Origin of the sequence: Exiguobacterium sp. s183, assembly GCF_018617655.1 — a bacterium.
Classification (GTDB): Bacteria; Bacillota; Bacilli; order Exiguobacteriales; family Exiguobacteriaceae; genus Exiguobacterium; species Exiguobacterium aestuarii_A.
The window spans coordinates 243,830-267,006 of sequence record NZ_JACSKN010000001.1; the positions used below are offsets into that span (position 1 = coordinate 243,830).

Sequence of the window (23,177 nt, forward strand, 5' to 3'; positions counted from 1 at the left end):
GCGGCTTTTTTTGTAAGGAGGAATGCGTTGTGGAAGACAAAGCAGCGTTAAGACGAACGGTTCATCAGTATATTAAACAAATGAATAATCGCCAACGAGTTGACCGAATCATCCATCAGCAGTTGTTCGCAACAGAGATGTGGAAAGAAAGCCAGACGATTGCCGTGACATCGTCACTTCCGCTTGAAATCGATACATCGCCAATCATTCATGAAGCGTTTGAAGCAGGAAAAACGGTGTGCGTCCCGAAAGTAACGGAGCAGGGGTTAACGTTTCATATTATTCATTCAGTAGATGACCTTGAGACAGGCGTCATGAATATTTTGGAGCCGACGACCCCGCCGACGACGAAAAGCATCGACCTCTGTCTTGTCCCGGGAAGGGTATTTGACCGGTCTGGATATCGAATCGGTTGGGGTGGAGGATACTATGACCGATTTTTACGTACATATGAAGGGGAGACGGTTTCATTAGCGTACTCCGTTCAATTGGTCGATCAAGTACCGACTGAACCACATGATCTACCTGTTCAGTGGATTGTGACAGAAAAGGAGATGATTCAATGTTCGCCATATTTGTTGTAACTTGTATCGTCGCCTTTCTCGGGTATCGGTTACGCTCCTTGACGATCTCGGGAGCCTTCTTGACAGTGGTGACGGGGGTATTGATCGGGTTATCGTTTGGTTGGTTCGGCCTCTATTTACTCGGCGTATTCTTCTCGACATCTTCACTTGCATCAAAATATCGATCTCGTGATAAACAAAATGTAGATGACATTGTCGAAAAAACGGGAGCGCGCGACGCCATTCAAGTGTTAGCAAACGGTGGGGTAGGGATTCTCTGTGCCCTCGGTTACTTACTGACAGATGACCTCGTCTATCTTTATATGTACATCGTGTCCATTGCGGCAGCGACGAGTGACACGTGGGGATCTGAATTCGGTGTCCTCGCAAAACGTAAACCGCGCTTCATGTTCACGTTTAGAGAAGTTGAGCCGGGAACGAGCGGTGCCGTTTCAACATTTGGGACGGTCATGTCGATTGTAGGCGCATTCGTGATTGTTTGCTCTTCTCTCCTGTTTGTTGAATTGGATATGACATTACTGTTGGCGCTTTGGGGAATCGGACTGAGTGGGAGTGTCATCGATACATTGCTCGGGGCGACGGTTCAACGGAAGTTTCGCTGTACAGTTTGTGGAAAGCTGACGGAAAAGAAAGTTCATCATCAAGTTCCTACAACATATGTGTCAGGGTGGCGTGTGCTAGGGAATGATGCAGTCAATTTTTTATCCGTTCTTGGAGCGGCGTCTATTTGTTTTTTGGTATTCGGATGAGGGTAGTACAGAAAATGAAGATGTTTCAAATGAATGTGAATGTTGTCACAATATCGCCAAAGTGAAAACGGTTTCCACTGTAGTTAGGGTTTGTGAATGATGTTACAATCTTGTTGTAACAGAGATAACAAAAACGTGAAACAGATTGATCGAAGGGTGGAGAATCAATATGGAAACATTAAATCATGCTAAAGTAACGCGCGTCGCACTTGTAGGGGCAGGGGCAGTTGGAGCGAGCTTTGCGTACCAGTTAACGACAGCAAGCCTTTGTGAAGAACTCGTCATCATTGACATCAACAAGGCAAAAGCAGAAGGGGAAGCGATGGACTTGAACCACGGCGTCTCGTTCGCGTCTTCACCGATGCGTGTATGGGCAGGGGATTACGCAGACTGTGGTGTAGCAGACATCGTCGTCATTACTGCAGGTGCACCGCAACGTCCAGGTGAGACTCGTCTTGACCTTGTCGAAAAAAATGCGAAGATCATGAAATCGATGATTTCAGATATTATGGATTCTGGTTTTGATGGCATTATCATTATCGCCTCAAACCCGGTCGACATTATGACACATTTGGCTTGGAAGTATTCAGGACTACCTAAACATCGCGTCTTCGGCTCAGGAACTGTACTCGACACGTCGCGTTTACGTTACATGCTTGGCGACTATTTCAATGTCGACCCACGTAACTGTCATGCCTATATCATGGGTGAGCACGGTGACACTGAGTTTGCTGCTTGGAGTAATGCTCGTATCTATGGAAAGTCTGTTGAGCAGTTACTTGAAGAGCATGATGAATATAACTGGCAAGACCTTGAAGACATATATGTGAACGTACGTGATGCGGCTTATCACATCATCGAACGTAAAGGTGCGACATACTATGCCATTGGACTCGGATTACTCCGTTTGGTCAAAGCGGTCCTTCGTAATGAGAACACGTTGCTGACAGTCGGTGCTCATCTTGATGGGGAATACGGTTTACACGATATTCATATCGGGGTACCGGCAATCATCAACCGTCAGGGCGTGCGTGAGGTCGTTGAGATTGAGTTGTCAGAAGAAGAACATCAAAAAATGCAACATTCTGCGAACGTCCTAATGAAAACGATGGAACCTGTCTTGTAATTGCGATATATGAGTGCCCGTAGCCGTAAAGGTTGCGGGTTTTTTTGTACGTTTGAGGCAAGCCACGACTTTGTCGTGAGGTACAACGTGATTTACAATAGAATGAGAGAGGAGGGATTTTGTTGGCGACTTGCTTCTGGGAAGACATTTATCAAGCGGTCGAGAACGGTGGACGAATCGAAGGGATATTAGAACCGTCCCGTGCAGTCATCTTGTTTGATACAAAAGCAGGTGATCGCTATGACTTATACGTTCAAACTGAAAAAGCGTGGGCGAATCATGTCGGTACTGACATTAACGCAATCTTGAGCGCCTTTCGTCTGTCTCGTATTGGACGAAAGCGTTTGACGATTCACATATATGGTGACCGTCTCGTTGATGAAGAGCGGGTCGACTCCATGACGTTCCCGATTCCAGCGAGAGTGACAGTATCTCGCTCGATTTGTACACCTACGATGGAGGACGACCGTTTTCGACTGCTCGCGGTTGCAATGGATCGAAAGAAGAAAGCGGAGTTAAAGAAACGATTCTCCTTTGGTAAACCGCAAGTAGTTTACGGCTTGATGTTCATCACGTTTTTAGTCATGTGGCTAGCTGAATCAGTCGGTTCGACATTCGACCCGAACACGTTGATCGCATTCGGTGCGAAAGTGAACCCACTCATCGAAGAAGGGGAATGGTGGCGGTTAATTACGCCAATGTTTCTGCATATCGGATGGTTCCATTTTGCCATCAATATGTTTGCGCTCTGGTCACTTGGTCCGCTCGTTGAACGAATGTACGGCTCCCTCCGCTTTTTCATCATCTACGTGGTCGGTGGGATTTTAGCGACGACAGCATCGTACGCGTTCAGTGAATCCATTTCAGCGGGGGCATCAGGAGCCTTATTTGGTTTGGTCGGTGCCTTACTCTATTTTGGACTGCGGGATCGTTCGCTCTTTATGAAGACACTCGGACCTCCGCTCTTTATTATGTTAGGATTAAATGTAGGACTCGCGTTCGTATTGGGTGCGAACTTGGATCATTTTGCACACGCGGGTGGTTTACTAGGTGGATTCGTCGTCTCTGGTGTCGTCGGATTGCCTGATGAGGAAAATCGAACACAACGCATCTTATTTTCTGTGCTCACGGCCATGTTGTTTGGTCTACTATACGGGTATGGATCTTGGTAAGGGGAGAATATGATGATAGAAACACTGAAAACATTAGTTGAAATCCCGAGTCCGTCTGGTATGACGGAGGAGGCGATCGGATTTGCAGAAAATAAACTCCAAACACTCGGTGTGAAGACGTCTCGTTTACATAAAGGGGCGTTGCTCGCGACGTTCCCAGGACGTTCGGACGAGGCGCGTCTTTTGACGGCGCACGTTGATACCCTTGGGGCGATGGTCAAGGACATCTTGCCGAGCGGACGCATACGTCTCACGCAAGTGGGTGGATACGCTTGGACGGCGATCGAAGGAGAAAACTGTCTCATTCATCGCGAGGAGGGGGAGGCGATCGAAGGAACCATCCTCGTCCATCAGTCGAGCGTTCATGTGTATAAAGACACGAACTCTGCAGAACGCTCTGCTTCAAACATTGAAGTTCGATTGGATGAGAAAGTCCATTCTCGTGAAGATGTGACGGCACTTGGAATTGAAATCGGTGACTTTGTGTCATTTGATCCACGATTCAAGGTGACGTCTTCCGGATACATCAAATCTCGTCATTTGGACGACAAGGCTTCTGTGGCCATCTTGTTAGACCTAGCTAAAGATTTGGTTAATGATGATTTGCCACATACGGTCCACTTCTTAATCTCGAATTATGAAGAAGTCGGATTCGGGGGGAATGCCGGCATTCCTGAAAATGTTGTGGAATACATTGCCGTCGATATGGGGGCGCTCGGAGATGGTCAACATTCAGATGAATATACGGTTTCGATTTGTGCCAAAGATTCATCTGGACCATATGATATTAGCTTGCGCCGTAAGTTTACTTCATTATGTAAGGCGCATGACATCGCTTATAAAGTGGATATCTATCCTTATTATGGCTCGGATGCGTCGGCTGCGATCCGTGCAGGCTACGATGTGAAGCACGCTTTGATTGGTCCAGGAATTGAGTCAAGTCATAGTTATGAACGGACACATGTGACGTCTATGGAAGCGACAAGAGAATTGTTAAATCGTTATGTCTTGTCAACGATGGAGGAAGAAGCATGAAAAACTTTTATGATGTCCAACAGTTTTTAAAATCGTTCGGAACCATTATTTACATCGGGGAGCGGGATGCTGAAATCTCACTGATGATGATGGAACTCGACGAGTTGTATGAAGGGGGCATCATCGAGCAGCGTGTATACGATACGGCGAAAATCATTTTGACCCACGAATTGAAAAATTCAAGAGATTGACAGAAATCCCCTTAGTGCAAAGGGTTGCACTAAGGGGATAATAGTGTACACTATTGAATGAAAGCGATTTAGTTGAGATGAGGAGTGAACGGTATGAAATGGTTATTAGGGATCGACATCGGTGGTACAACGGTGAAGATGGCTGTTTTAGACATGAATGGCATCATTTCTGATAAGTGGGAAGTTAAAACGGATATTCGAGAAAACGGTGTACATATACCAAAAGACATCGCAGCCTCATTTGAAACGTATTTAGAGACGTCAGGCAAGAAGAAAGAAGACTTCGCAGGTGCAGGTATCGGAGCCCCTGGATTCATCAATTTCTCTGAAGGTGTTGTCGAGTATTCACCGAACATCGGATGGAAAGACTTCGCTCTTGTGAGTGAGTTCGAAAAAGCGGTCGGACTCCCCGCTGTCCTCGAAAACGATGCGAATGCCGCTGCCCTCGGGGAAATGTGGAAGGGTGCAGGTGAAGGTGCATCCGAATTACTTGCCATCACGCTCGGTACAGGCGTCGGTGGTGGCGTCATCACGAACGGAAACATCGTTCATGGTACGGCTGGTATGGCAGGAGAAATCGGTCATATCACCGTCGAACGAGATGAGGCGAAAGCTGTAAAATGTGGCTGTGGCCGATTAGGGTGTATCGAAACGATTGCCTCTGCGACAGGTATTTCACGTTTAGCGTTGCAAAAACGGAAAAATCAAGATACTTCGTTGAACGAATTGAAAGAAGTGACGGCACGTGACGTATTCGAAGCTTATAAAGCTGGGGATACAATCGCGACAGAAGTGATTGACGAGATGACAGAATATCTCGGATTGACAATCTCGAATATCGCCAACACACTCAACCCGAAAATGATCGTCATCGGTGGCGGCGTCTCAAAAGCAGGGACAGCATTGCTTGAACCGCTTGATGCTCAGTTCAAGCGTTTCGCACTCGAACGTGTCTATGAGTCGACGACGTTTAAAATCGCTGAACTTGAAAATGATGCCGGAGTCATCGGTTGTGGCTGGTTAGCACGCAAACACTTCCTTCCGACACGCGTATAAAACTGACACGTCTGCACATTGCAGGCGTGTTTTCTTATGGGAAAGGGTATGGGATATTGTAAAATTTGTAACGTCACAGTTGATTTTTTATTAAAAAAGGGGTAAGATTTGGACTTGATACTGGACGTGTACTATTCAAATCGAATTGTACAATGTATGAACAAATATAAAAATAAATGGCTATAAAAACATGCCGAAAACTGAAAAGAGGAGGAGACCGTCAGATGAATTCATCTCAACGCTTCTCGAAGCTATCGACGAGACTGAACGATACGGTCCGCGCTTCGTTTCAAGAATATCGTCTATTTTGGATATTTACGTTATTGCTTTGGACGAAGACGTATATCGTCTATCAATTTTTCTTCAACATTCCGATTGAAAACACCGCACAAGCCTTTATCCTACTGATCAGCCCGATCAGTTCGACATTATTCTTGTTTGCCTTCCATTTCTTCTTTAAAGGAAACAAACAAAAATGGGTGCTCTACACGCTTTACGCGCTCGCATCCTTCATCTTGTTTGCGGATGCCGTGTATTATCGTGAATTTACGGACTATTTAACGATGCCGGTCATTATGCAACCATCGAACATGGAGACGCTGTCGACATCGTTCACATCACTTCTCGAATGGAAAGACTTAATCATTCTTGGTGACGTTTTTGTCTTACCGTTTATCTTATGGCGTATGAATATGAAAGAGAATGCTGCTTCACATCGTCGCGCACTCGTGACATTCGTTGCAGCTGTATCGGTATTCTTGTTCAACCTTTCTTTGGCGGAAACAGAGCGTCCGGAATTGTTGACTCGTTCATTCGACCGTGAGCTATTAGTGAAAAACATCGGAACGTTTAACTTCCATGTGTATGACGCGATGCTTCAAACGAAAACATCTGCTCAAAAAGCGATGGCTGACGAATCAGAGCTTGCAACGATTGAACAATTCACTCGTCAGAACTATGCTGCACCGAACCCTGATTTGTTCGGTAAATATAAAGGGAAAAACGTGATTGTTGTGTCGTTCGAATCTGCACAAAACTTCACACACAACATGAAAGCGCCGAACGGTGAATTTATCACGCCGAACTTGAACAAACTGATTGAAGAGTCTCACTATTGGCCAAACTACTACCATACAGTAGGTCAAGGGAAGACATCAGATGCGGAGTTTGCGCTCGATAACTCACTATATGGCCTACCGCGTGGTGCCGTATACTTTACGAACGCGGACAACGAATATCAAGCACTTCCAGAGTTGATTAAAGAAGATAACTATTATTCGGCCGTCTTCCATGCGAACAATAAATCGTTCTGGAACCGCGACCAAATGTATAAAAATATCGGTGTCGATCAATTCTTTGATGAAAAGAGCTACGATCTCGGAAATCCAGAAGACATGACAGAATGGGGTCTCTTAGATGATAGTTTCTTCGAACAATCGATTCCAATGCTTCAAGAGTTGCCTGAACCGTATTATGCGAAGTTCATCACATTGACGAACCACTTCCCATATACGATGCCAAGCGAAGACTATGAACTCGTACCGAAGTTCGAGACAAGTTCAACAACGTTAAATAACTTCCCGCAGGCGCTTGCATATCAAGACTATGCACTCGGTCTCTTCATCGATCAATTGAAAGAGAACGGAATGTGGGATGATACGATTTTCGTAGTTTATGGTGACCATTATGGTATCTCGACGAACCACAACAATGCGATGGCAGAGTTGCTCGGTAAAGAAGAGTTGACACCATATGACGTGGCGAAGTTACAACAGGTGCCGTTTGCGATTCACTTGCCGGATCAAGAAAAAGGTGAAGTGCATGAAACAATCGGAAGTCACGTCGACATGAAACCGACAATCTTGCATTTACTTGGAATTGACACGTCGGACACAATCGGATTCGGGAATGACTTGTTCTCTGAAAACCGAAATAGTCGTGCAATCTTCCGAGATGGTACGGTTGTGACGGATGAATATGTATGGACACAATCAACTTGTTACAATGCTACTTCTGGAGAAGTGGTTGAGGACACAACACTTTGTGGTCCAATGACGGAAGAAGCGGAAAAAATCTTACAAATGAACGATGATTTGATCTATTCCGACCTTCTCCGCTTTAAAGAACAAACGAATGAATAACCTAAAAACGAACCAAACCACTATGTGATTTGGTTCGTTTTTTATATCGAGGAATTATAGGCACAAAAAAAGCGACCGAAGTCGCTTGATGATTGCTTGATACAAATCCATTAACCTGGAATACCGCCGTAGATTAACGTGGCAACACCAAAGAATCCGAATACGAGTACAGTTAAACCTGCAACTGCGAGTGGAAAGAATTGGCGTTTTTTGAATGAACGAATCATTCCCCATACAGCCACAATCGCGACGATGACAGAAATCCATCCGAACGGTTCATACAAATGCATGACGAGTTCCCCCTTTAATTATACGTCATGAAATTCATAAAAATTTCACTGAAATATCATTATTATTTTATCCGATTATTGAGGCGCTGTCGAGTAAAGGTTGACATCGATACAATTTTGCCACAATATTGTTTTGAGTGAGAGGGGGATCAATCATATGCAAGTGAAGAAGATTACGTCAGGCTTAGCGCAGGAGAATGGATACGTCCTTGAAAAAGAAGGTAGTGTCGTCATCATCGACCCAGGAACGGATGACCCAAGATTTTTCGAGGTGATTGATCGTCTTGGTACACCCGCTGCGATTTTGTTGACTCACGCCCATTTTGATCACATTGGAGGAGTGGATGCACTCCGTGAACGCTATAAAGTTCCAGTATATGTCCATCGTCTCGAAAGTGATTGGTTGACGAATGGAGAAAAGAACGGAGCGCACGCTTTCAATCTTCCTGTACCGGCGATGAAGCCGGCTGAAAAGGTATATGAAGGCGATACGTTGACTATCGGCAATTTTACATTCGATCTTTATCACACCCCTGGTCATTCACCAGGTAGCGTCGTGTTATACATGGCGGATGAAAAGATTGCGTTTTGCGGTGACTTGATTTTTAAACAATCAGTCGGTCGTACCGATTTATTCGGAGGCGATCAGGCGACGTTGATGGGATCCATTGAACGCATGAAGCACTTGATTCCGGGTGCGACGGTTCTTTATCCAGGTCACGGACCAAAAACAACGCTTGAAGAAGAGAAGCAAACAAATCCATTCTTCAAGCAATAAAAAAAGATTGTCTCGTCGGAGACAATCTTTTTTACATTTGGAAGTTGCTCCAATACGTAAAGACAACGAAGAAAATTGTCAAATACGCGCCGAAGACGTATACATATGTTTTTTCAGTAAGCTTTAAGTAGCCAAGTGCGACGAAGAAAATCGTTTGTGCTAAGAAGACAAGTCCCATAACGATAAAGTCACCAGTATGTTCACTACTACTTTGGTCGCCGCCTAGTGCGCCTACGAAAGCAAGTGCCGCCACTAGCCCAGTCCAGAAGCCTAGGACACGAAACATTCTTGCCATGTTAATCCCCCCATACGTGCATTATTCCATTCTCATTCACTATTTTACCAACACATTCGAAAAAATGCTATGGAAACGTGAGAATTGAGCAAAATAATCGTGAAAAATATGTGAAATCAATACGGAAAATAAAGTTGTACAAAATTTATAAAAAAGTTGTACAAAATATGTACAAACAGGGTATAAGAGATGTATAATCAACTTATACAAAATGAGCGAAGTGAAAAGTTGAAATGAGGAGGAACATAAAATGGCATCAGAATTAATGTTTTACACGTACCCGAGCTGTACTTCTTGCCGGAAGACGAAAGCGTTTTTACAGGAACAAGAACTTCAAGTGAGTGAACGTCACATTTTCAGAGATGCACCGACTGTCGACGAATTACTACAACTCCTTGCGATTAGTGAAGAAGGTGTAGATTCTCTTCTTGCTACTAGAAGCCAAGCCTTCAAACAACTCGACGTTGATGTTGAGGATTTGAAGCTGAGCGAACTACTCAAACTGATGAGTGAAAATCCAAAATTGTTAAAACGTCCGATTTTAACAGACGGAAAAGAAGTCATTGTCGGTTATGACAAGGTTTCAATCGAAACATATGCACGTCGTCATCATGTCGTTTCGACACAAGTTTCATAAGACAAGTCCACTTTCAATAGAGTGGGCTTTTTTTTATGCTGTTCTCGAGGTGAGCGGAATGAAGGAGCTTATTGAACAACTGATGATTGTGGCGAGAGAGGCGGGGGCAAGCGATCTTCATTTTATACCGAGTACGCATGAAGTGAAGATCCAAATCCGATCAGATATGAGACTGCTTGATCTTCAGTCGATGGATATCAATCAATACGACCGTCTCACACTTCATATGCGATATTGGTGTTCGTTACCGGACACGAATCAACGTGTGCCTCAGTCAGGCGTGTATGAACTTGATCGAGAAGTCATCCGCGTAACATTTCTCCCATCATTTACTCAAACATTGATGTCCTGGAGGGTACCAAATCAAGTGTTTGAGCTTCATCACTTGTTGAGACCAGGGGACGTTGAACGTTTTCAAGAAATGTCTGCATCGCGACATGGTCTCCTGTTAATCGGAGGTGCTACTGGTGCGGGCAAGACGACAATATTGTATGCGCTTCTTAATCACTTAAAGCGTGAGCGGATCGTCACGATTGAAAATCCTCCAGAACAAAAGATTGATGGGGTGATTCAACTCGAGGTGAATGCAAAAGCAGGGTTGAATCATCGACAGTTATTAAAAGAAACGTTACGTGCCGACCCAGACATCATTGTAATCGGAGAGGTACGGACAGAGGAAGAGTTAAACGTCGCCTACGATGCTGCACTCAGTGGGCATTTGACGATTACTACGTTTCATACAGCGACGATTCAGGATGGGGAGAAACGGCTTGAACAATTGCTCGGAAAATCGTCAGTAAAAAGACATTGGTGTGTACTAACGCGTGATCAGGAGGTGACGTGTGAATGGGCAACGCTTCAGTAAAACCACCAATTCAATTGATTCACCGTTTTCTGCGTCTTCAATCCCGAGGTGTATCGTTGAAAGCCACAATGGAAACACTTGAATATCATGAAAAAGGAAACAGGAAAGCGGATGTTCAAGAGATGAGGGCACAACTTGAATCTGGTACTTCTTTAGCGGACGTGTTCTCGCTAATCATCACAAATCGCCAAATGCAAGAAATATTGATGACAGCCGATCGGAACGGGCGGTTTATGGATGGGTTATCTCAAGTCGTTTTAGTTTTAGAAATGCGGATGCGGTTGAAGGAAGAATTGAAGCGACTCATTCGGTATCCTTTAATCATTTTCTTTATCCTGCTCGGTCTTGGGATGGTCTATGCGTTGTACATTTTCCCAAAGCTGATGGGGATGGTTGATGTGTCCACATATGAGGGAGCAGGTTCAATTTTACTATCGAAATGGTTCTTTCCAGCTCTGTTTTCTGTATTTGTGATGCTTGGGATCACGGTCTACATGCTGCATCGACGAGGTGTAGAACTACCGTTTTACATATGGAACCGTGGTAAAACTCTGTACCTGACTTATTTGTTTGTCAGCGAATTGTCGTTATTACAACAGACGGAAACGAACATCAGGCAAATTATCAGTCGTCTCGCTAATGAAAAGGGGGAGATGGCTGAAATGGCAAATCGGATTCACAAACGGTTGTCTGCCGGTGAAGGAATCGAAATGGCAGTCAAACAGGAAAGATTTATTGACTATGAAGTTGTCAGCTTGTTAGGAGTAGGGTCGATGAGTGGAGAACTCGGTGAATTGATGTCACTTCATCGAGAACTAGTATTCGAAGAAATGGAACAATATAGTCGTCAATTGATCGAAAAAGTAGAGCCGGCACTTTATGGAGTGCTCAGCGTCATGGTTGGCACCTTATTCTATACTCTTTATTTGCCTGTAAAACTTATCATGGCTCAATTATGAAAGGGGACATTCACATGAAGGAAGAACAAGGATTCACGCTTGTTGAGATGGCTGCAGTCTTACTCATTATTTCAATTTTACTGTTATTACTCGTGCCGACGCTGACAGAAGGAAAGTCACGGGCGGACCAAGTGAGTTGTGAGGGAAGTGTCCGAATCGTCGAGTCAGAAATCAATTTACACTATGCCGAACATAAATCATACCCTGCCACATTAGAAGTGATTAAACGTGCTTCTGAAACGGATCCACTAGTGTATAGTTGTCAATCGTCAGCCTACACGTATTCTCCACTTGATGGTTCGCTGAAGAAACAATGAAAGGCTATACGTTTGTCGAGATGGCGTGGGTACTCGTGATCATTTCCTTCCTCATACTGATCAGTAGTCCTGTAGTGAAGCCTTTTGAGCGACTTGAACTATTTGATTTTACAGATACGTTAGTGACGAATATTCAAGAAGCGGGACAATACCCGTACATTTCGGAAAATGGAAGTTGCGTGCCAAAGTTGATTTGGGTGGCTAAACAGCGAAGGTATTTGATCATGTGTGGAATGACGTTAGTGCGAAGGGTAGACGTACCGGAAGGAATCATTGTTTATCTTCCGACCTACAATACCATCACCTTCTCCCAGGCAACAGCTTCCTATGCAGGACAGTGGAAATTTGTCAGTGGGAAAACATCTGTCACGTTTAAATTTCGACTTGGAACGTATGAACCGGAGGTGATCATCCATGAAGGGGGATGAGAAAGGATTCTCGTTATGGGAAGTGATTGTGAGCCTAGCGGTTGTAATGGGCTGGGTACTCATTTTGACGTCGTTTGTGACACAAGGAAATGACCAAGTCGCAAGGTTGCGTGACACGTTGTTCATTTATGAACGATTACAAGGAGAGGTGCTGCTTGAAGCCGCTGAACCGACTGGGTGTGAAGAAGTGTGTGAAAAGGGTTTTTGCTTACCGACGCTTTGATCCGGGGTTTACCATGTTAGAAATGACGGCAGTATTGTTGATTCTTCCCATCTTTATATTATTGTTGGTCGAATTGCTCACGCTTGGTCAACGCCTTTACGAACAACCGAAGTGGGACCACCATACGACTCCCCAACTCATTGTGCGTCGCTTGCAGAACAGCAAAAATTGTCGCGTCGATGAGGGGCGATTAAGAGGTGATTTTCTTAAGGTAGATGAAGAAGTGTGGCCATGGACAATCAAACAGTTGAACGGGAACTTGGTCATGGTCGGAGACGGAGGAGGGAACTTGTTATTTTTAAGAGGAATCGATCAGTATCGCGTCGAAACGGTCGGTATGGGATTTCGAATCTCTTGGAAAGATTCAACTTTCGAGAGGGAGCGGTACGTCATGTGTATGAAAGAGGATTCTTTCTAATCACTACGTTGACAATCGTCGTGTGGTTACTTGGTATTGCATTATTTTGGTATACTGATGTAGAACGAACGACGAAACGAATCTCAGATGAGATATTGGCCATACGTTTTGAATCCCACTTGTTATTGGCGAAAGAACGCTGTGGCAATCAACCGGTAACGCTCACCAAACCGACGGGTACGGTGATGTGTCGTCCGATTGCACCGAATCGAACGGAAGTGGAGATGGTGTTGATATCTGGTGAACGTCATAAAGAGGTGATTGCTTATGAATAAGAAACCGTTTTATATCGTGGGATTTATGGGTACAGGTAAGTCTACCTTGTTCAATTTTATGCAAGAACATGGAGACGTCGTGGACCTTGATGAAGAAATCGAAGCCTGGATTGGAACCGACATCGCTACATATTTTGACCAATACGGGGAGTCAGCGTTTCGTGACGTAGAATCAAAAGTTCTTCAGCGGATCGATGCTGACTTTGTCCTCACGGGTGGTGGTATTGTCGAACGCCCTGAAAACATACGTTGGATGCGCGAACACGGTAAAATCATTCATTTAGACTTACCATTTGAGGAATGCTGGGCACGGATCAAAGATTCGGATCGACCGCTGGTGAAAAAAGGAGAGTCAGAAGTTCGGGCATTATACAACCGACGGACCACTTTTTATCAAGAAGCTGACGAGACGATTGATGCATCTCAGACACCGCGGTGTATTGCAGAACAGATTATCCGGATGAAGGAGGAAAAAGTATGATTTGGATTAACCTTGCAGTTCTTTTATTCGCCATCATTGGACTTGGTGTATATGGATATTTGTTATTTAAAAAACAGATGAAGCCGACGTTTGGAAGACTAAACCGTTTGACGGAACGATTTAAGATTCGTGCTGACGTCATCAACCAACAAGTCACTGAAATCAAAGGGCATGTGGACGCGGTCAACCGTTCCGTTACGCAAATCAAAGATTTCGGCATCAAAGCTAAAGACGAATCGATTGAATTGAAACGGGCGACAGTCGGGCTGACACATGAAATCAAACGTACAGCGGGAATCGAACGCTCTGACGTTTCCACCGAGACAAAAATATGAAATAATGAGGATGAAAACGTTTTCGTTTTTCATCCTTTTTCTTTTTCGCTTTTTTAACTATGCAGAAAGAATAAAAATTGTTAAAGTGGAATGGAAAACGAAAGATTTCAAAAACAAAAGCATTTTATGTTCGGGATTGGGGGATATTATGGAAAAGGTTACTTTGAAACGTACGCCTTTGTTCGAATTGATTGAACCGAAGGCGAAGATGGTTGATTTTGCGGGGTTCGAAATGCCGATAATGTTTTCTTCGATCAAAGAAGAGCATCAGGCTGTACGTCAAAACGTGGGGATGTTTGATGTATCTCACATGGGAGAAATTCGGGTTGAAGGACCGGACGCTTTAGAACAAGTGCAGAATCTTGTGACGAACGATGTCTCAAAGATTAAAGTCGGTCAAGCGCAGTACAACCTTCTCTGTCTCGAGAATGGTGGCGTAGTGGATGACTTACTCGTTTACCGGTTAGATGAAGATGCTTATTGGCTCGTCGTCAATGCCTCGAATATCGAAAAAGACGAGGCGCACATTCGTCAATTTGTTAGTGGCGACGTCACGGTGACGAATGAGTCTGATGAATATGGCCAAATTGCCATTCAAGGCCCAAATGCGGAAGCTGTTCTTCAAACGATTACGAACGTAGCGCTTGACGAAGTTGGTTTCTTTAAATTTATAAACGGCGATGTGGCGGGTGTTGCTTCGATCATTTCGCGAAGTGGTTATACGGGAGAAGACGGATTCGAGATTTATGCGCGGGCAGAAGGGATCTCAGCAATCTGGGAAGCGCTTGAAGCAGAGGGTGTTACACCTTGCGGGTTAGGTTCACGAGATACGCTACGGTTTGAAGCGTGCCTTCCGCTCTATGGGCATGAACTAGATGAGTCGGTTACTCCGTTCGAGGCGAACCTTAATTTTGCGGTCAAATTAGATACGGACTTTATTGGAAAAGAGGCGCTCGCCACACAAAAAGAAAACATCCCGAACCGGATGATGGGCTTGAGATTGCTTGGTCGCGGAATCGCACGTCAAGGCGCGCAAGTAGAAGTTGATGGGAACGTCGTTGGAGTCGTTACTACTGGTACAATGCCTCCGACAGTCAATGAGTCGATCGCCTGGGCACGTGTGGATGCACGGTATAAAGATGAAGAGCGATTTGTTATCGACATTCGTGGCAAAAAGATTGAAGCCGAACGCGTACCGACACCTTTCTATAAACGAACGAAATGAAACAGGGGGATTCAGAATGAATAGAATGGAATTTCGTTATTTACCGATGACCGAACAAGATGAGCGAGACATGCTTCAAACGATTGGAGTGGATTCCATCGAATCGTTGCTCGCGGATATTCCAGAGTCGCTTCGCGAAAAAGCGTCGCTTGCAGCAATCGGGTCACCACTTCCGGAAGTGGATCTCGTTCGTCATATGACGAAACTAGCGGATAAGAACAAACATACAAAGTCATATCCAAGTTTCCTCGGAGCCGGGATGTATGATCATCTTTCACCGACCGTGATGAACCATATGCTTTTACGTTCTGAATTTTATACGGCGTATACGCCATATCAACCTGAAATCTCACAAGGTGAGCTTCAGGCGATGTTCGAGTTCCAGACGATGATTTGTGAGTTGACCGGGATGGATGTCGCAAACTCGTCGATGTATGACGGAATTACGGCTCTTGCTGAAGCGACTTACCTAGCGAGTGCGCAGACGAAAAAAAAACGCGTTGTCGTTTCTGGAGCGGTACATCCTGAAGCGAAAGATGTCATTCGCACATATGCGGATGGTCCAGGACTTTCTGTCGAATATACAAACGTCACAAATGGGGTGACGGATGTAACTGACCTCGATTTAACAGATGCTTCATGTCTAGTCGTACAATATCCGAACTTCTACGGTCGTATTGAAGATTTGGAGCAATTGGCGAAACAAGCGCATGATGCAGGTGCACTGTTCGTCGTATCAAGTAACCCGCTTGCATTAGGTATTTTGGAATCACCAGGTGCGCTTGGAGCGGACATTACGGTCGGGGATGCTCAACCGTTCGGGATTCCACAAAGCTTTGGTGGTCCGTCTTGTGGTTATTTTGCAGTGAAGAAGTCGTTGATGCGTAAACTACCTGGTCGACTCGTAGGACAAACGGTAGATGAGGATGGAAAACGTGGATTCGTCTTGACGTTACAGGCGCGTGAACAACACATTCGTCGTGACAAGGCAACCTCAAACATCTGTTCGAACCAGGCGCTCAACGCATTGGCTGCCTCAATCACGATGTCCGCTTTAGGGAAATATGGCATTCGAGACATGGCTGTCCGGAATATCCAAACAGCTCATTACATGAAAGAAGCATTGAAAGCAGCAGGATTTACAATGGTTGACGAGGGACCAATGTTTAATGAATTCGTTGTTGATTTCGGACGCGATGCAGAAGAAGTATCTCGTCACTTGCTTGAACATGGAATGATTGGTGGACTTCCGCTCGGAACGTATGAAGAAGAGCGCCAGTCACAGATGCTAGTCTGTGCGACAGAGTTACGTACAAAAGAAGAGATTGATCAGTTTGTCGAAGTGGTCGGGGGGATGAAATGATGCAACACGAACAAACGCTAATTTTTGAAGTATCACGTGAAGGACGAACAGGATATAACTTACCGACGCCAACCGTTCCGGAAGTTGACCTCGAGTCATTATTGCCGGCGACGATGATTCGAAAAGAAGTGGCTGAACTTCCTGAAGTATCTGAGCTCGATGTCGTTCGTCATTACACGGCGCTCTCTACACGAAACCATGGAGTAGATTCAGGATTTTATCCACTTGGTTCTTGTACGATGAAATATAATCCGAAAGTGAACGAAGATATGGCACGCCTTCCTGGATTCGCGCACATTCATCCATTGCAGCCCGTTGAGACGATTCAAGGTGCGCTTGAACTCATGGTCGACTTACAAGAGCAACTTGCGGAAATCACTGGGATGGATGAAGTGACGTTGCAACCAGCAGCAGGGGCGCATGGCGAATGGACAGGGCTCATGTTGATCAAAGCGTTCCACGAACGCAATGGGGATACGGCTCGTACGAAAGTACTCGTTCCAGACTCGGCGCACGGAACGAACCCGGCTTCTGCGGTCGTTGCTGGATTTGAAACGGTGACGGTCAAGTCGGATGAGCGTGGTCTGGTTGACTTGGATGATTTGAAATCAAAAGTTGGTGCAGACACGGCTGCTCTCATGCTGACGAACCCGAATACGCTCGGATTGTTTGAGGCGGACATCCTCGAAATTTCAAAAGTGGTTCATGAGGCTGGTGGAAAGCTTTATTATGACGGTGCGAACTCGAACGCGATTCTTGGAATCGCACGTCCAGGAGACATGGGCTTTGATGTCGTTCACTTGAACTTGCATAAGACATTCACGGGTCCTCACGGCGGTGGTGGTCCGGGTTCTGGTCCAGTAGGGGTAAAACGTGATCTGATTCCGTTCTTGCCAACGCCGATCGTCACGAAGACAGATAAAGGGTTCGGCTTAGACTATGATCGTCCACACTCGATTGGTCGAATCAAGCCGTTCTATGGAAACTTCGGGATCAATGTTCGCGCGTATAGCTACATTAAAACGATGGGAGCAGAAGGATTGACGCGTGTATCGCGTGAAGCCGTGCTCAACGCGAACTATATGTTTGCTCGATTGAAAGAGGCCTTCGACGTACCATACGATACGTATTGCAAGCATGAATTCGTCTTGTCAGGGAAGCGACAAAAGGCACTCGGTGTCCGTACGCTTGATATCGCGAAACGATTGCTCGACTTCGGGTACCACCCACCGACAATCTATTTCCCATTAAATGTGGAAGAGTGTATTATGGTGGAACCGACTGAAACCGAATCAAAAGAAACGCTTGATGCGTTCTGCGATGCGATGCTTCAAATTGCAAAAGAAGCGGAAGAAAATCCAGAAATCGTACAGACGGCCCCGCATACGACGGTCGTTAAGCGTATGGATGAGACGCTCGCTGCTCGGAAGCCTGTTTTAAAATATGAACGTCGTGAGGCGTCATCCGTGAAATAAAAGGAGCGGGTCGATTCAATCGACCCGCCCATTTTTATGCTTTTTTAATTTTGCCTTTCCAGTTCTTGAAGCCGCCTTCAAGCATGTAGATATTGTTATATCCATTTTTCATGAGTAGTTTGGCCGCCTGGTTAGAACGTGAGCTTCCTTGGCAATAAATTAAGATCGGTTGGTCTTTACGTAATTCTTTCATACGCATCTTGAGTTGACCGACCGGGATGTTTCGAGCACCGACGATGTGACCACCTTTGTATTCATTCGGTTCACGTACGTCAATCAATTGCCCTTTGCGGAGTGAAGCACGGAATTCTTCTTGTTTCATTTTTTTCAACCCGCGAGCTGGCATGAAGCGCCATACGATGTAGGCGATCAAGGCAACCCATAGGAGGATGACGAGGATTGTTTCGATTCCCATAGATGTTCTTCCCTTCTCTTTCAAAGTTACCATATCTCATTATAATGAATTTAAGGTCACGAGACAATGATTGACTGAATGAATCGGGGCTTTCCCTTTCGATTTCAGCTTCTTTAGGATAAAATATAAAGTGGAAACCGGAACATTAGGGGAGGTCGTGCCCATGCCGACACCGAGTATGGAAGATTATTTAGAACGGATTTATTTACTTATGTCAGAAAAAGGATATGCACGTGTTTCTGACATTGCCGAACATTTAGGAGTTCATCCCTCCTCTGTCACCAAAATGGTTCAAAAGTTGGACCGTGAAGAATATCTGGTGTACGAAAAATACCGCGGTCTCATGCTTACGAAGAAAGGTCAAAAAGTAGGGAAACGACTCGTCGAGCGCCATGCGATGCTCGAGTCTTTTTTACGTCTGATTGGAGTCGACGAAGCGGATGTATACGAGGATGTGGAAGGAATCGAACATCACCTCAGTTCAAATACGCTCGATTGCATGACGCAGTTTGTGGAATTTTTTGAAGACAAACCTGAACTAATGGATCAATTCAGAGAATTTCGTGAGCAAGAGCGAGCAGCAGAAGAATAATGTATAGAAAACGTCAATTTCTTACGATTGACGTTTTTTTGTAGGGTAAACAGGACTTAAATACGAACGAAAACACCTATTTTATCTACTAATGTATATTTTTAAGTTGGAAATATGATAAGATGAATCGTGGATTCACTAAATAGGGGGTGACGGCGAACATTCGCCGAGCTGATGGACATTCAAATTAAAGGAAAGCTGTTTGATGAACAGCAAATTCGAAATCGGGTACAAGAATTAGCAGAAGAAATTGAGAAAGACGCAAACGGGACGCCTATTGTCATTGTTGCGGTCTTAAAAGGGTCAATGGTATTTGCTGCTGATTTGATGCGTTATATGAAAGGGAGTGTACAACTCGACACAGTCGCGACGTCTTCTTACGGGAAAAAGACCGTTTCGAGTGGGAGTGTACAACTACGTAAAGACCTTGACTTGGATGTGGAAGGAAAGTATGTCGTGATCATCGAGGACATCATCGATACAGGGCAGACGTTGAAGTTCTTGTGCAAACATATGGAACTCCATCAACCGAAACAGCTAAAAATCTGTACGCTTCTCGATAAACCAGCTCGACGTCTCGTGCAATTAGATGCAGACTATGTCGGCTTTGAGATTCCGGATGAGTTTGTCATCGGGTATGGCATCGACTATGCCGAGCAGTATCGCAACTTACCATACATCGGATATGTGGAGACAACGTAAAAAGGAGCGCCGCGGCGCTCCTTTTTACATGTTGGCTTTCTTTTTCTTCTTCCCTTTTTTTCCTTCGATCACGGTGAGGTGCGGGGGATTGCTTCGATGTCCGTTCGATCGTTTGGACAACTTCGTGACGTTCGAACCCGGCTTCTTGTGTTTCTTATTCTTCACGGATGCGGAAGGTTTGACTTGAGGTCCACGGTTCCCTTGCATCCGTTTCTTAGAGGCTTGAGCGGTTTTACGATAGCGCATATCTTCTGGGGACATACGTCGTCCGATGAAAACGCGGTAGATCACATAAAAGACTAACCCGAATATCCCGATGAACAACAATTGTCTAAATAATCGACCGGGATCGGTGGCGAGCATATGCCCGACCCCGATGAAGCCTAAGATAAACACGATTGTTGCAGCGGTCGAACCAATTCTTTGTCTGATCATGGTGCTTCCTCCTCTTATCCCTCTCTATGAATGACCGATTCTCCTAACTCTTTGCGTTCCCATGTCTCGAATGCTTCGATTGCGACTTGAATCTGTTCATCGCTCGGCTCTCGAGTCGTCAATAGTTGGAGTGACAGACCCGGTTTTCCGAGGAATGAAAGGAAGCGATGTTCACGGAAACGGTTGGTGAATTGTAGGACTTCAAATGAGATTCCGATGACGACAGGTAAGAGCGCAATTCGGCTGACGAGTCGTAGCCAAAGTGGATCGATTGGGACGATCATGTACACGCCAATCCCGACGAAAACGGTGAACAAAATAAAACTCGACCCACAACGGTAATGAAGACGTGAGCTCTTTCGAACTTGTTCGACCGTAATCGGACGTCCGGACTCATAACAGTTGATGACCTTGTGTTCAGCCCCATGATATTGGAAGACGCGTTTAATGAGTGGCGTCAACGATATCAAATAGAGGTAACTGAGCAACAATACTAATTTTATTCCCCCTTCAAGGAGGTTTTGAACCACGTGTCCGGAAAATAACGGCACGTCTTGAAACATCGAGGCAAGAAGAGCTGGAGTCACGTTAAAAATCAACTTCCCAAAGACATAAGAAATCACACCGATGATGGCAATGAAGGCAATCATCCACATGCTCTGCTTCTGTTCCTCGTTCGTACTGACATCTTCACTCGGGTCGACGTCATAACGATCGCTTGCAAAATTCATATGCGCTGATCCGTTCTTCAATGATTCATATAATGCGACAATTCCTCTCAAAAACGGTACCTTTTTCAACGATTGGACCCACGGGACGAGGATGCGCGCTTGCTCGAACGTTTCGATGGAACCGTCTTTTCGCCGAATGGCGGATGCGCTCTCGGAGCGGCCTTGGAACATGACGCCTTCCACGAGTGCCTGTCCTCCGACAGGAATGTTTGGTTTAGAATTCATTCACTTTCCTCGATTCTTACAGAGTTGTACTTGAATTATACCGCGATTTATAAAAAAAACGAAAGGGTGGAAGGCTCGATTCACGTTCTTTCGATAAATTTGTTACAATAGATAAGACTTGACGAACGAGGGGGAAGAAGATTGCGGATTCTAGTGTTGAATGGTCCGAATTTAAATTTATTGGGTCGCCGTGAACCGAACGTGTATGGGGACGTGTCGTTAAAGGGTTTAGCTGCCGAATTGATGCTTGCTGCACCGGATGACGTCGAACTCACTTTCATTCAATCCAATCACGAAGGAGCGTTGATTGATGCGCTACATGATGCCTACGACTATGAAGGTGTCATTTTGAACGCGGGTGCTTATACGCATACATCAATCGCGATTCGCGATGCCATATCTGCAATCGCTGCCCCGGTCGTTGAAGTACATATCTCGAACGTGCATGCCAGAGAAACGTTTCGCCACGAGTCAAAACTCGCAGGCGTTTGTTTAGGTGTCATTACCGGCTTCGGGCTGACGAGTTACACGTTGGCACTGCATGCATTAATCGAACATTGGAGGAATCGACATGATTGAACGCGTAAACAAACTGCAAGCACAGTTAGAGGCAAACGAGATTGACGCATTGCTCGTCACAAAACGGGAGAACATCCGTTACTTATCAGGCTTCACCGGATCAAGCGGTGTGATTGTTATCACGGCGAAATCTGCAAGCTTTATCACAGACTTCCGTTACACGGAACAGGCGAACGATCAAGTAAAAGGGTATGACATCATTGAACTTGATACGTCACTCATCAAATCGGTAGCAGATGTTGTGTCACGTGAGTCAATCGCACGCCTTGGAATCGAGCAAGACGCGATGACAGTCGGTCAATATCGCGCTTATGAAAAAGAAGTGGATGCAAATCTGATTGAGACGTCTGGAATCGTTGAAAAACTGCGCTTGATTAAGGATGAATCAGAGATTAAGATTATGAAGGAAGCTGCGGCAATCGCTGATGCAGCGTATGCACATATCCAGACATTCATTCGTCCGGGTCGTACCGAGAGAGAAGTCGCAAACGAACTCGAAATGTTCATGCGCTCAAAAGGTGCTGATTCGTCATCGTTCGATATGATCGTTGCCTCTGGTCTCCGCTCGGCACTTCCGCACGGCGTTGCGAGCGATAAGGTCATCGAATCTGGCGAACTTGTCACACTTGATTTTGGTGCTTACTATAAAGGGTACTGCTCAGATATTACGCGTACACTCGCGGTAGGACCGATTTCGGACGAGTTGCGTCAAATCTATGACACAGTGCTTCGTGCCCAACTCGCTGGTGTGGAAGGTACACGTGCTGGCATCACAGGGATTGAAGCTGACGCATTGACACGAGACATTATCAAAGAAGCAGGATATGGTGAATACTTCGGCCACTCGACAGGTCATGGTCTTGGCATGGAAGTGCACGAGGCACCTGGATTATCATTCCGCTCGGAAACAGTACTCGAGCCAGGGATGGTCGTCACGATTGAACCGGGTATTTACATCAACGGTGTCGGCGGTTGCCGAATTGAGGACGATGTCGTCGTTACGGAAGACGGATGTTACCGTTTGACGCAGTCGCCAAAAGAGTTAATTACGATTGAGGCTTGAGTCTCGTCTGAATTTAG

General features: G+C 45.3%; 31 protein-coding genes. 26 read left to right on the forward strand and 5 right to left on the reverse strand.

The genetic code is table 11. The features are described from left to right. Window positions 1-29 precede the first annotated feature (29 nt). The 8 genes from KNP62_RS01195 (at window position 30) to KNP62_RS01230 (ending at window position 8,054) form a co-directional block, all read left to right on the forward strand. Window positions 30-584 carry a 5-formyltetrahydrofolate cyclo-ligase gene (locus tag KNP62_RS01195; protein WP_214782353.1) on the forward strand — a complete coding sequence of 185 codons (555 nt, stop codon included), beginning with the start codon at window positions 30-32 and terminating at the stop codon, window positions 582-584. Then, window positions 563-1,333: a DUF92 domain-containing protein gene (locus tag KNP62_RS01200; RefSeq protein WP_214782356.1), complete on the forward strand. Its 771-nt coding sequence runs from the start codon at window positions 563-565 to the stop codon at window positions 1,331-1,333. Before KNP62_RS01195 ends, KNP62_RS01200 begins: the two co-directional genes overlap by 22 nt. A 169-nt stretch (window positions 1,334-1,502) precedes the next feature. Then, on the forward strand, window positions 1,503-2,459 hold the full coding sequence (locus tag KNP62_RS01205; protein ID WP_074033328.1) for an L-lactate dehydrogenase: 957 nt from the start codon (window positions 1,503-1,505) through the stop codon (window positions 2,457-2,459). Window positions 2,460-2,581: 122 nt separating this feature from the next. Further along, on the forward strand, window positions 2,582-3,631 hold the full coding sequence (locus tag KNP62_RS01210; protein ID WP_224861446.1) for a rhomboid family intramembrane serine protease: 1,050 nt from the start codon (window positions 2,582-2,584) through the stop codon (window positions 3,629-3,631). A gap of 12 nt (window positions 3,632-3,643) precedes the next feature. Next, window positions 3,644-4,666 carry a M42 family metallopeptidase gene (locus KNP62_RS01215; protein WP_214782362.1) on the forward strand — a complete coding sequence of 341 codons (1,023 nt, stop codon included), beginning with the start codon at window positions 3,644-3,646 and terminating at the stop codon, window positions 4,664-4,666. Continuing rightward, complete coding sequence (locus tag KNP62_RS01220; protein WP_214782365.1) at window positions 4,663-4,857, forward strand: YqgQ family protein; 195 nt, start codon at window positions 4,663-4,665, stop codon at window positions 4,855-4,857. The genes KNP62_RS01215 and KNP62_RS01220 overlap by 4 nt, the downstream gene beginning before the upstream one ends. Before the next feature lie 93 nt (window positions 4,858-4,950). Continuing rightward, window positions 4,951-5,913, forward strand: coding sequence for an ROK family glucokinase (locus KNP62_RS01225; protein ID WP_214782368.1), 963 nt, complete (start codon window positions 4,951-4,953; stop codon window positions 5,911-5,913). Window positions 5,914-6,137: 224 nt separating this feature from the next. Then, window positions 6,138-8,054: an LTA synthase family protein gene (locus KNP62_RS01230; protein ID WP_214782371.1), complete on the forward strand. Its 1,917-nt coding sequence runs from the start codon at window positions 6,138-6,140 to the stop codon at window positions 8,052-8,054. A 110-nt stretch (window positions 8,055-8,164) separates the two neighbouring features. Here the strand turns inward: KNP62_RS01230 and KNP62_RS01235 are convergent, their stop codons facing one another. Further along, window positions 8,165-8,344 (reverse strand): DUF2759 domain-containing protein, encoded by a 180-nt coding sequence (locus KNP62_RS01235; protein ID WP_074033323.1) that lies wholly within the window; start codon window positions 8,342-8,344, stop codon window positions 8,165-8,167. Window positions 8,345-8,501: 157 nt separating this feature from the next. Between KNP62_RS01235 and KNP62_RS01240 the strand changes: the two genes are divergently transcribed. Then, a complete protein-coding gene (locus tag KNP62_RS01240; RefSeq protein ID WP_214782374.1) occupies window positions 8,502-9,122 on the forward strand; it encodes an MBL fold metallo-hydrolase in 621 nt (206 codons plus the stop codon). Window positions 9,123-9,153: 31 nt separating this feature from the next. Here the strand turns inward: KNP62_RS01240 and KNP62_RS01245 are convergent, their stop codons facing one another. Further along, window positions 9,154-9,417 carry a DUF2626 domain-containing protein gene (locus KNP62_RS01245; protein WP_012726597.1) on the reverse strand — a complete coding sequence of 88 codons (264 nt, stop codon included), beginning with the start codon at window positions 9,415-9,417 and terminating at the stop codon, window positions 9,154-9,156. Between the two features lie 250 nt (window positions 9,418-9,667). Between KNP62_RS01245 and KNP62_RS01250 the strand changes: the two genes are divergently transcribed. The 13 genes from KNP62_RS01250 (at window position 9,668) to gcvPB (ending at window position 18,418) form a co-directional block, all read left to right on the forward strand. Then, window positions 9,668-10,054: a Spx/MgsR family RNA polymerase-binding regulatory protein gene (locus KNP62_RS01250; RefSeq protein ID WP_074033321.1), complete on the forward strand. Its 387-nt coding sequence runs from the start codon at window positions 9,668-9,670 to the stop codon at window positions 10,052-10,054. Between the two features lie 58 nt (window positions 10,055-10,112). After that, complete coding sequence (locus KNP62_RS01255; RefSeq protein ID WP_214782377.1) at window positions 10,113-10,919, forward strand: ATPase, T2SS/T4P/T4SS family; 807 nt, start codon at window positions 10,113-10,115, stop codon at window positions 10,917-10,919. Continuing rightward, window positions 10,901-11,878, forward strand: a complete 978-nt coding sequence (locus KNP62_RS01260; RefSeq protein ID WP_214760231.1) for a type II secretion system F family protein — start codon at window positions 10,901-10,903, stop codon at window positions 11,876-11,878. The genes KNP62_RS01255 and KNP62_RS01260 overlap by 19 nt, the downstream gene beginning before the upstream one ends. Before the next feature lie 14 nt (window positions 11,879-11,892). Next, window positions 11,893-12,195: a prepilin-type N-terminal cleavage/methylation domain-containing protein gene (locus tag KNP62_RS01265; RefSeq protein ID WP_214782380.1), complete on the forward strand. Its 303-nt coding sequence runs from the start codon at window positions 11,893-11,895 to the stop codon at window positions 12,193-12,195. Then, window positions 12,192-12,623: a prepilin-type cleavage/methylation domain-containing protein gene (locus KNP62_RS01270; RefSeq protein ID WP_214782383.1), complete on the forward strand. Its 432-nt coding sequence runs from the start codon at window positions 12,192-12,194 to the stop codon at window positions 12,621-12,623. The genes KNP62_RS01265 and KNP62_RS01270 overlap by 4 nt, the downstream gene beginning before the upstream one ends. Continuing rightward, the gene (locus KNP62_RS01275; RefSeq protein ID WP_214782386.1) at window positions 12,610-12,846 is read left to right on the forward strand and encodes a hypothetical protein; all 237 of its coding nucleotides are present in this window, start codon (window positions 12,610-12,612) and stop codon (window positions 12,844-12,846) included. Before KNP62_RS01270 ends, KNP62_RS01275 begins: the two co-directional genes overlap by 14 nt. Before the next feature lie 13 nt (window positions 12,847-12,859). After that, a complete protein-coding gene (locus KNP62_RS01280; protein WP_214782389.1) occupies window positions 12,860-13,264 on the forward strand; it encodes a hypothetical protein in 405 nt (134 codons plus the stop codon). Continuing rightward, the gene (locus KNP62_RS01285; RefSeq protein WP_214782391.1) at window positions 13,240-13,539 is read left to right on the forward strand and encodes a hypothetical protein; all 300 of its coding nucleotides are present in this window, start codon (window positions 13,240-13,242) and stop codon (window positions 13,537-13,539) included. Before KNP62_RS01280 ends, KNP62_RS01285 begins: the two co-directional genes overlap by 25 nt. Continuing rightward, window positions 13,532-14,020: a shikimate kinase gene (locus tag KNP62_RS01290; protein ID WP_214782393.1), complete on the forward strand. Its 489-nt coding sequence runs from the start codon at window positions 13,532-13,534 to the stop codon at window positions 14,018-14,020. The genes KNP62_RS01285 and KNP62_RS01290 overlap by 8 nt, the downstream gene beginning before the upstream one ends. Further along, a complete protein-coding gene (locus KNP62_RS01295) occupies window positions 14,017-14,355 on the forward strand; it encodes a hypothetical protein (protein WP_214782395.1) in 339 nt (112 codons plus the stop codon). Before KNP62_RS01290 ends, KNP62_RS01295 begins: the two co-directional genes overlap by 4 nt. A 148-nt stretch (window positions 14,356-14,503) precedes the next feature. Next, window positions 14,504-15,580, forward strand: a complete 1,077-nt coding sequence (gcvT, locus tag KNP62_RS01300) for a glycine cleavage system aminomethyltransferase GcvT (protein WP_214782397.1) — start codon at window positions 14,504-14,506, stop codon at window positions 15,578-15,580. 25 nt (window positions 15,581-15,605) lie between these two features. Further along, the gene (gene gcvPA / locus KNP62_RS01305) at window positions 15,606-16,943 is read left to right on the forward strand and encodes an aminomethyl-transferring glycine dehydrogenase subunit GcvPA (protein WP_214784009.1); all 1,338 of its coding nucleotides are present in this window, start codon (window positions 15,606-15,608) and stop codon (window positions 16,941-16,943) included. Next, on the forward strand, window positions 16,943-18,418 hold the full coding sequence (gene gcvPB / locus KNP62_RS01310) for an aminomethyl-transferring glycine dehydrogenase subunit GcvPB (RefSeq protein WP_483299201.1): 1,476 nt from the start codon (window positions 16,943-16,945) through the stop codon (window positions 18,416-18,418). The genes gcvPA and gcvPB overlap by 1 nt, the downstream gene beginning before the upstream one ends. A 34-nt stretch (window positions 18,419-18,452) precedes the next feature. Here gcvPB and KNP62_RS01315 read toward each other — a convergent pair whose 3' ends face one another. After that, on the reverse strand, window positions 18,453-18,833 hold the full coding sequence (locus tag KNP62_RS01315) for a rhodanese-like domain-containing protein (RefSeq protein WP_083600098.1): 381 nt from the start codon (window positions 18,831-18,833) through the stop codon (window positions 18,453-18,455). A gap of 163 nt (window positions 18,834-18,996) precedes the next feature. Between KNP62_RS01315 and mntR the strand changes: the two genes are divergently transcribed. Together mntR and hpt are read left to right on the forward strand one after the other, a co-directional pair. Beyond that, window positions 18,997-19,425: a transcriptional regulator MntR gene (mntR, locus tag KNP62_RS01320; RefSeq protein WP_074033309.1), complete on the forward strand. Its 429-nt coding sequence runs from the start codon at window positions 18,997-18,999 to the stop codon at window positions 19,423-19,425. 174 nt (window positions 19,426-19,599) lie between these two features. Continuing rightward, window positions 19,600-20,127 carry a hypoxanthine phosphoribosyltransferase gene (gene hpt / locus KNP62_RS01325; RefSeq protein ID WP_074033308.1) on the forward strand — a complete coding sequence of 176 codons (528 nt, stop codon included), beginning with the start codon at window positions 19,600-19,602 and terminating at the stop codon, window positions 20,125-20,127. Window positions 20,128-20,151: 24 nt separating this feature from the next. On the opposite strand, the gene KNP62_RS01330 is transcribed toward hpt, so the two are convergent. Together KNP62_RS01330 and KNP62_RS01335 are read right to left on the reverse strand one after the other, a co-directional pair. Then, window positions 20,152-20,562 carry an SA1362 family protein gene (locus KNP62_RS01330; RefSeq protein WP_214748021.1) on the reverse strand — a complete coding sequence of 137 codons (411 nt, stop codon included), beginning with the start codon at window positions 20,560-20,562 and terminating at the stop codon, window positions 20,152-20,154. Between the two features lie 14 nt (window positions 20,563-20,576). Next, entirely contained in the window at window positions 20,577-21,518 is a 942-nt protein-coding gene (locus KNP62_RS01335) for a DUF1385 domain-containing protein (protein ID WP_214748024.1), read from the reverse strand. A 141-nt stretch (window positions 21,519-21,659) separates the two neighbouring features. Here KNP62_RS01335 and aroQ point away from each other — a divergent pair, with 141 nt between their 5' ends. Continuing rightward, a complete protein-coding gene (gene aroQ / locus KNP62_RS01340) occupies window positions 21,660-22,097 on the forward strand; it encodes a type II 3-dehydroquinate dehydratase (RefSeq protein ID WP_214782401.1) in 438 nt (145 codons plus the stop codon). Further along, window positions 22,093-23,160, forward strand: a complete 1,068-nt coding sequence (locus KNP62_RS01345; RefSeq protein ID WP_214784012.1) for a M24 family metallopeptidase — start codon at window positions 22,093-22,095, stop codon at window positions 23,158-23,160. Before aroQ ends, KNP62_RS01345 begins: the two co-directional genes overlap by 5 nt. The last annotated feature ends 17 nt before the right edge of the window (window positions 23,161-23,177 follow it).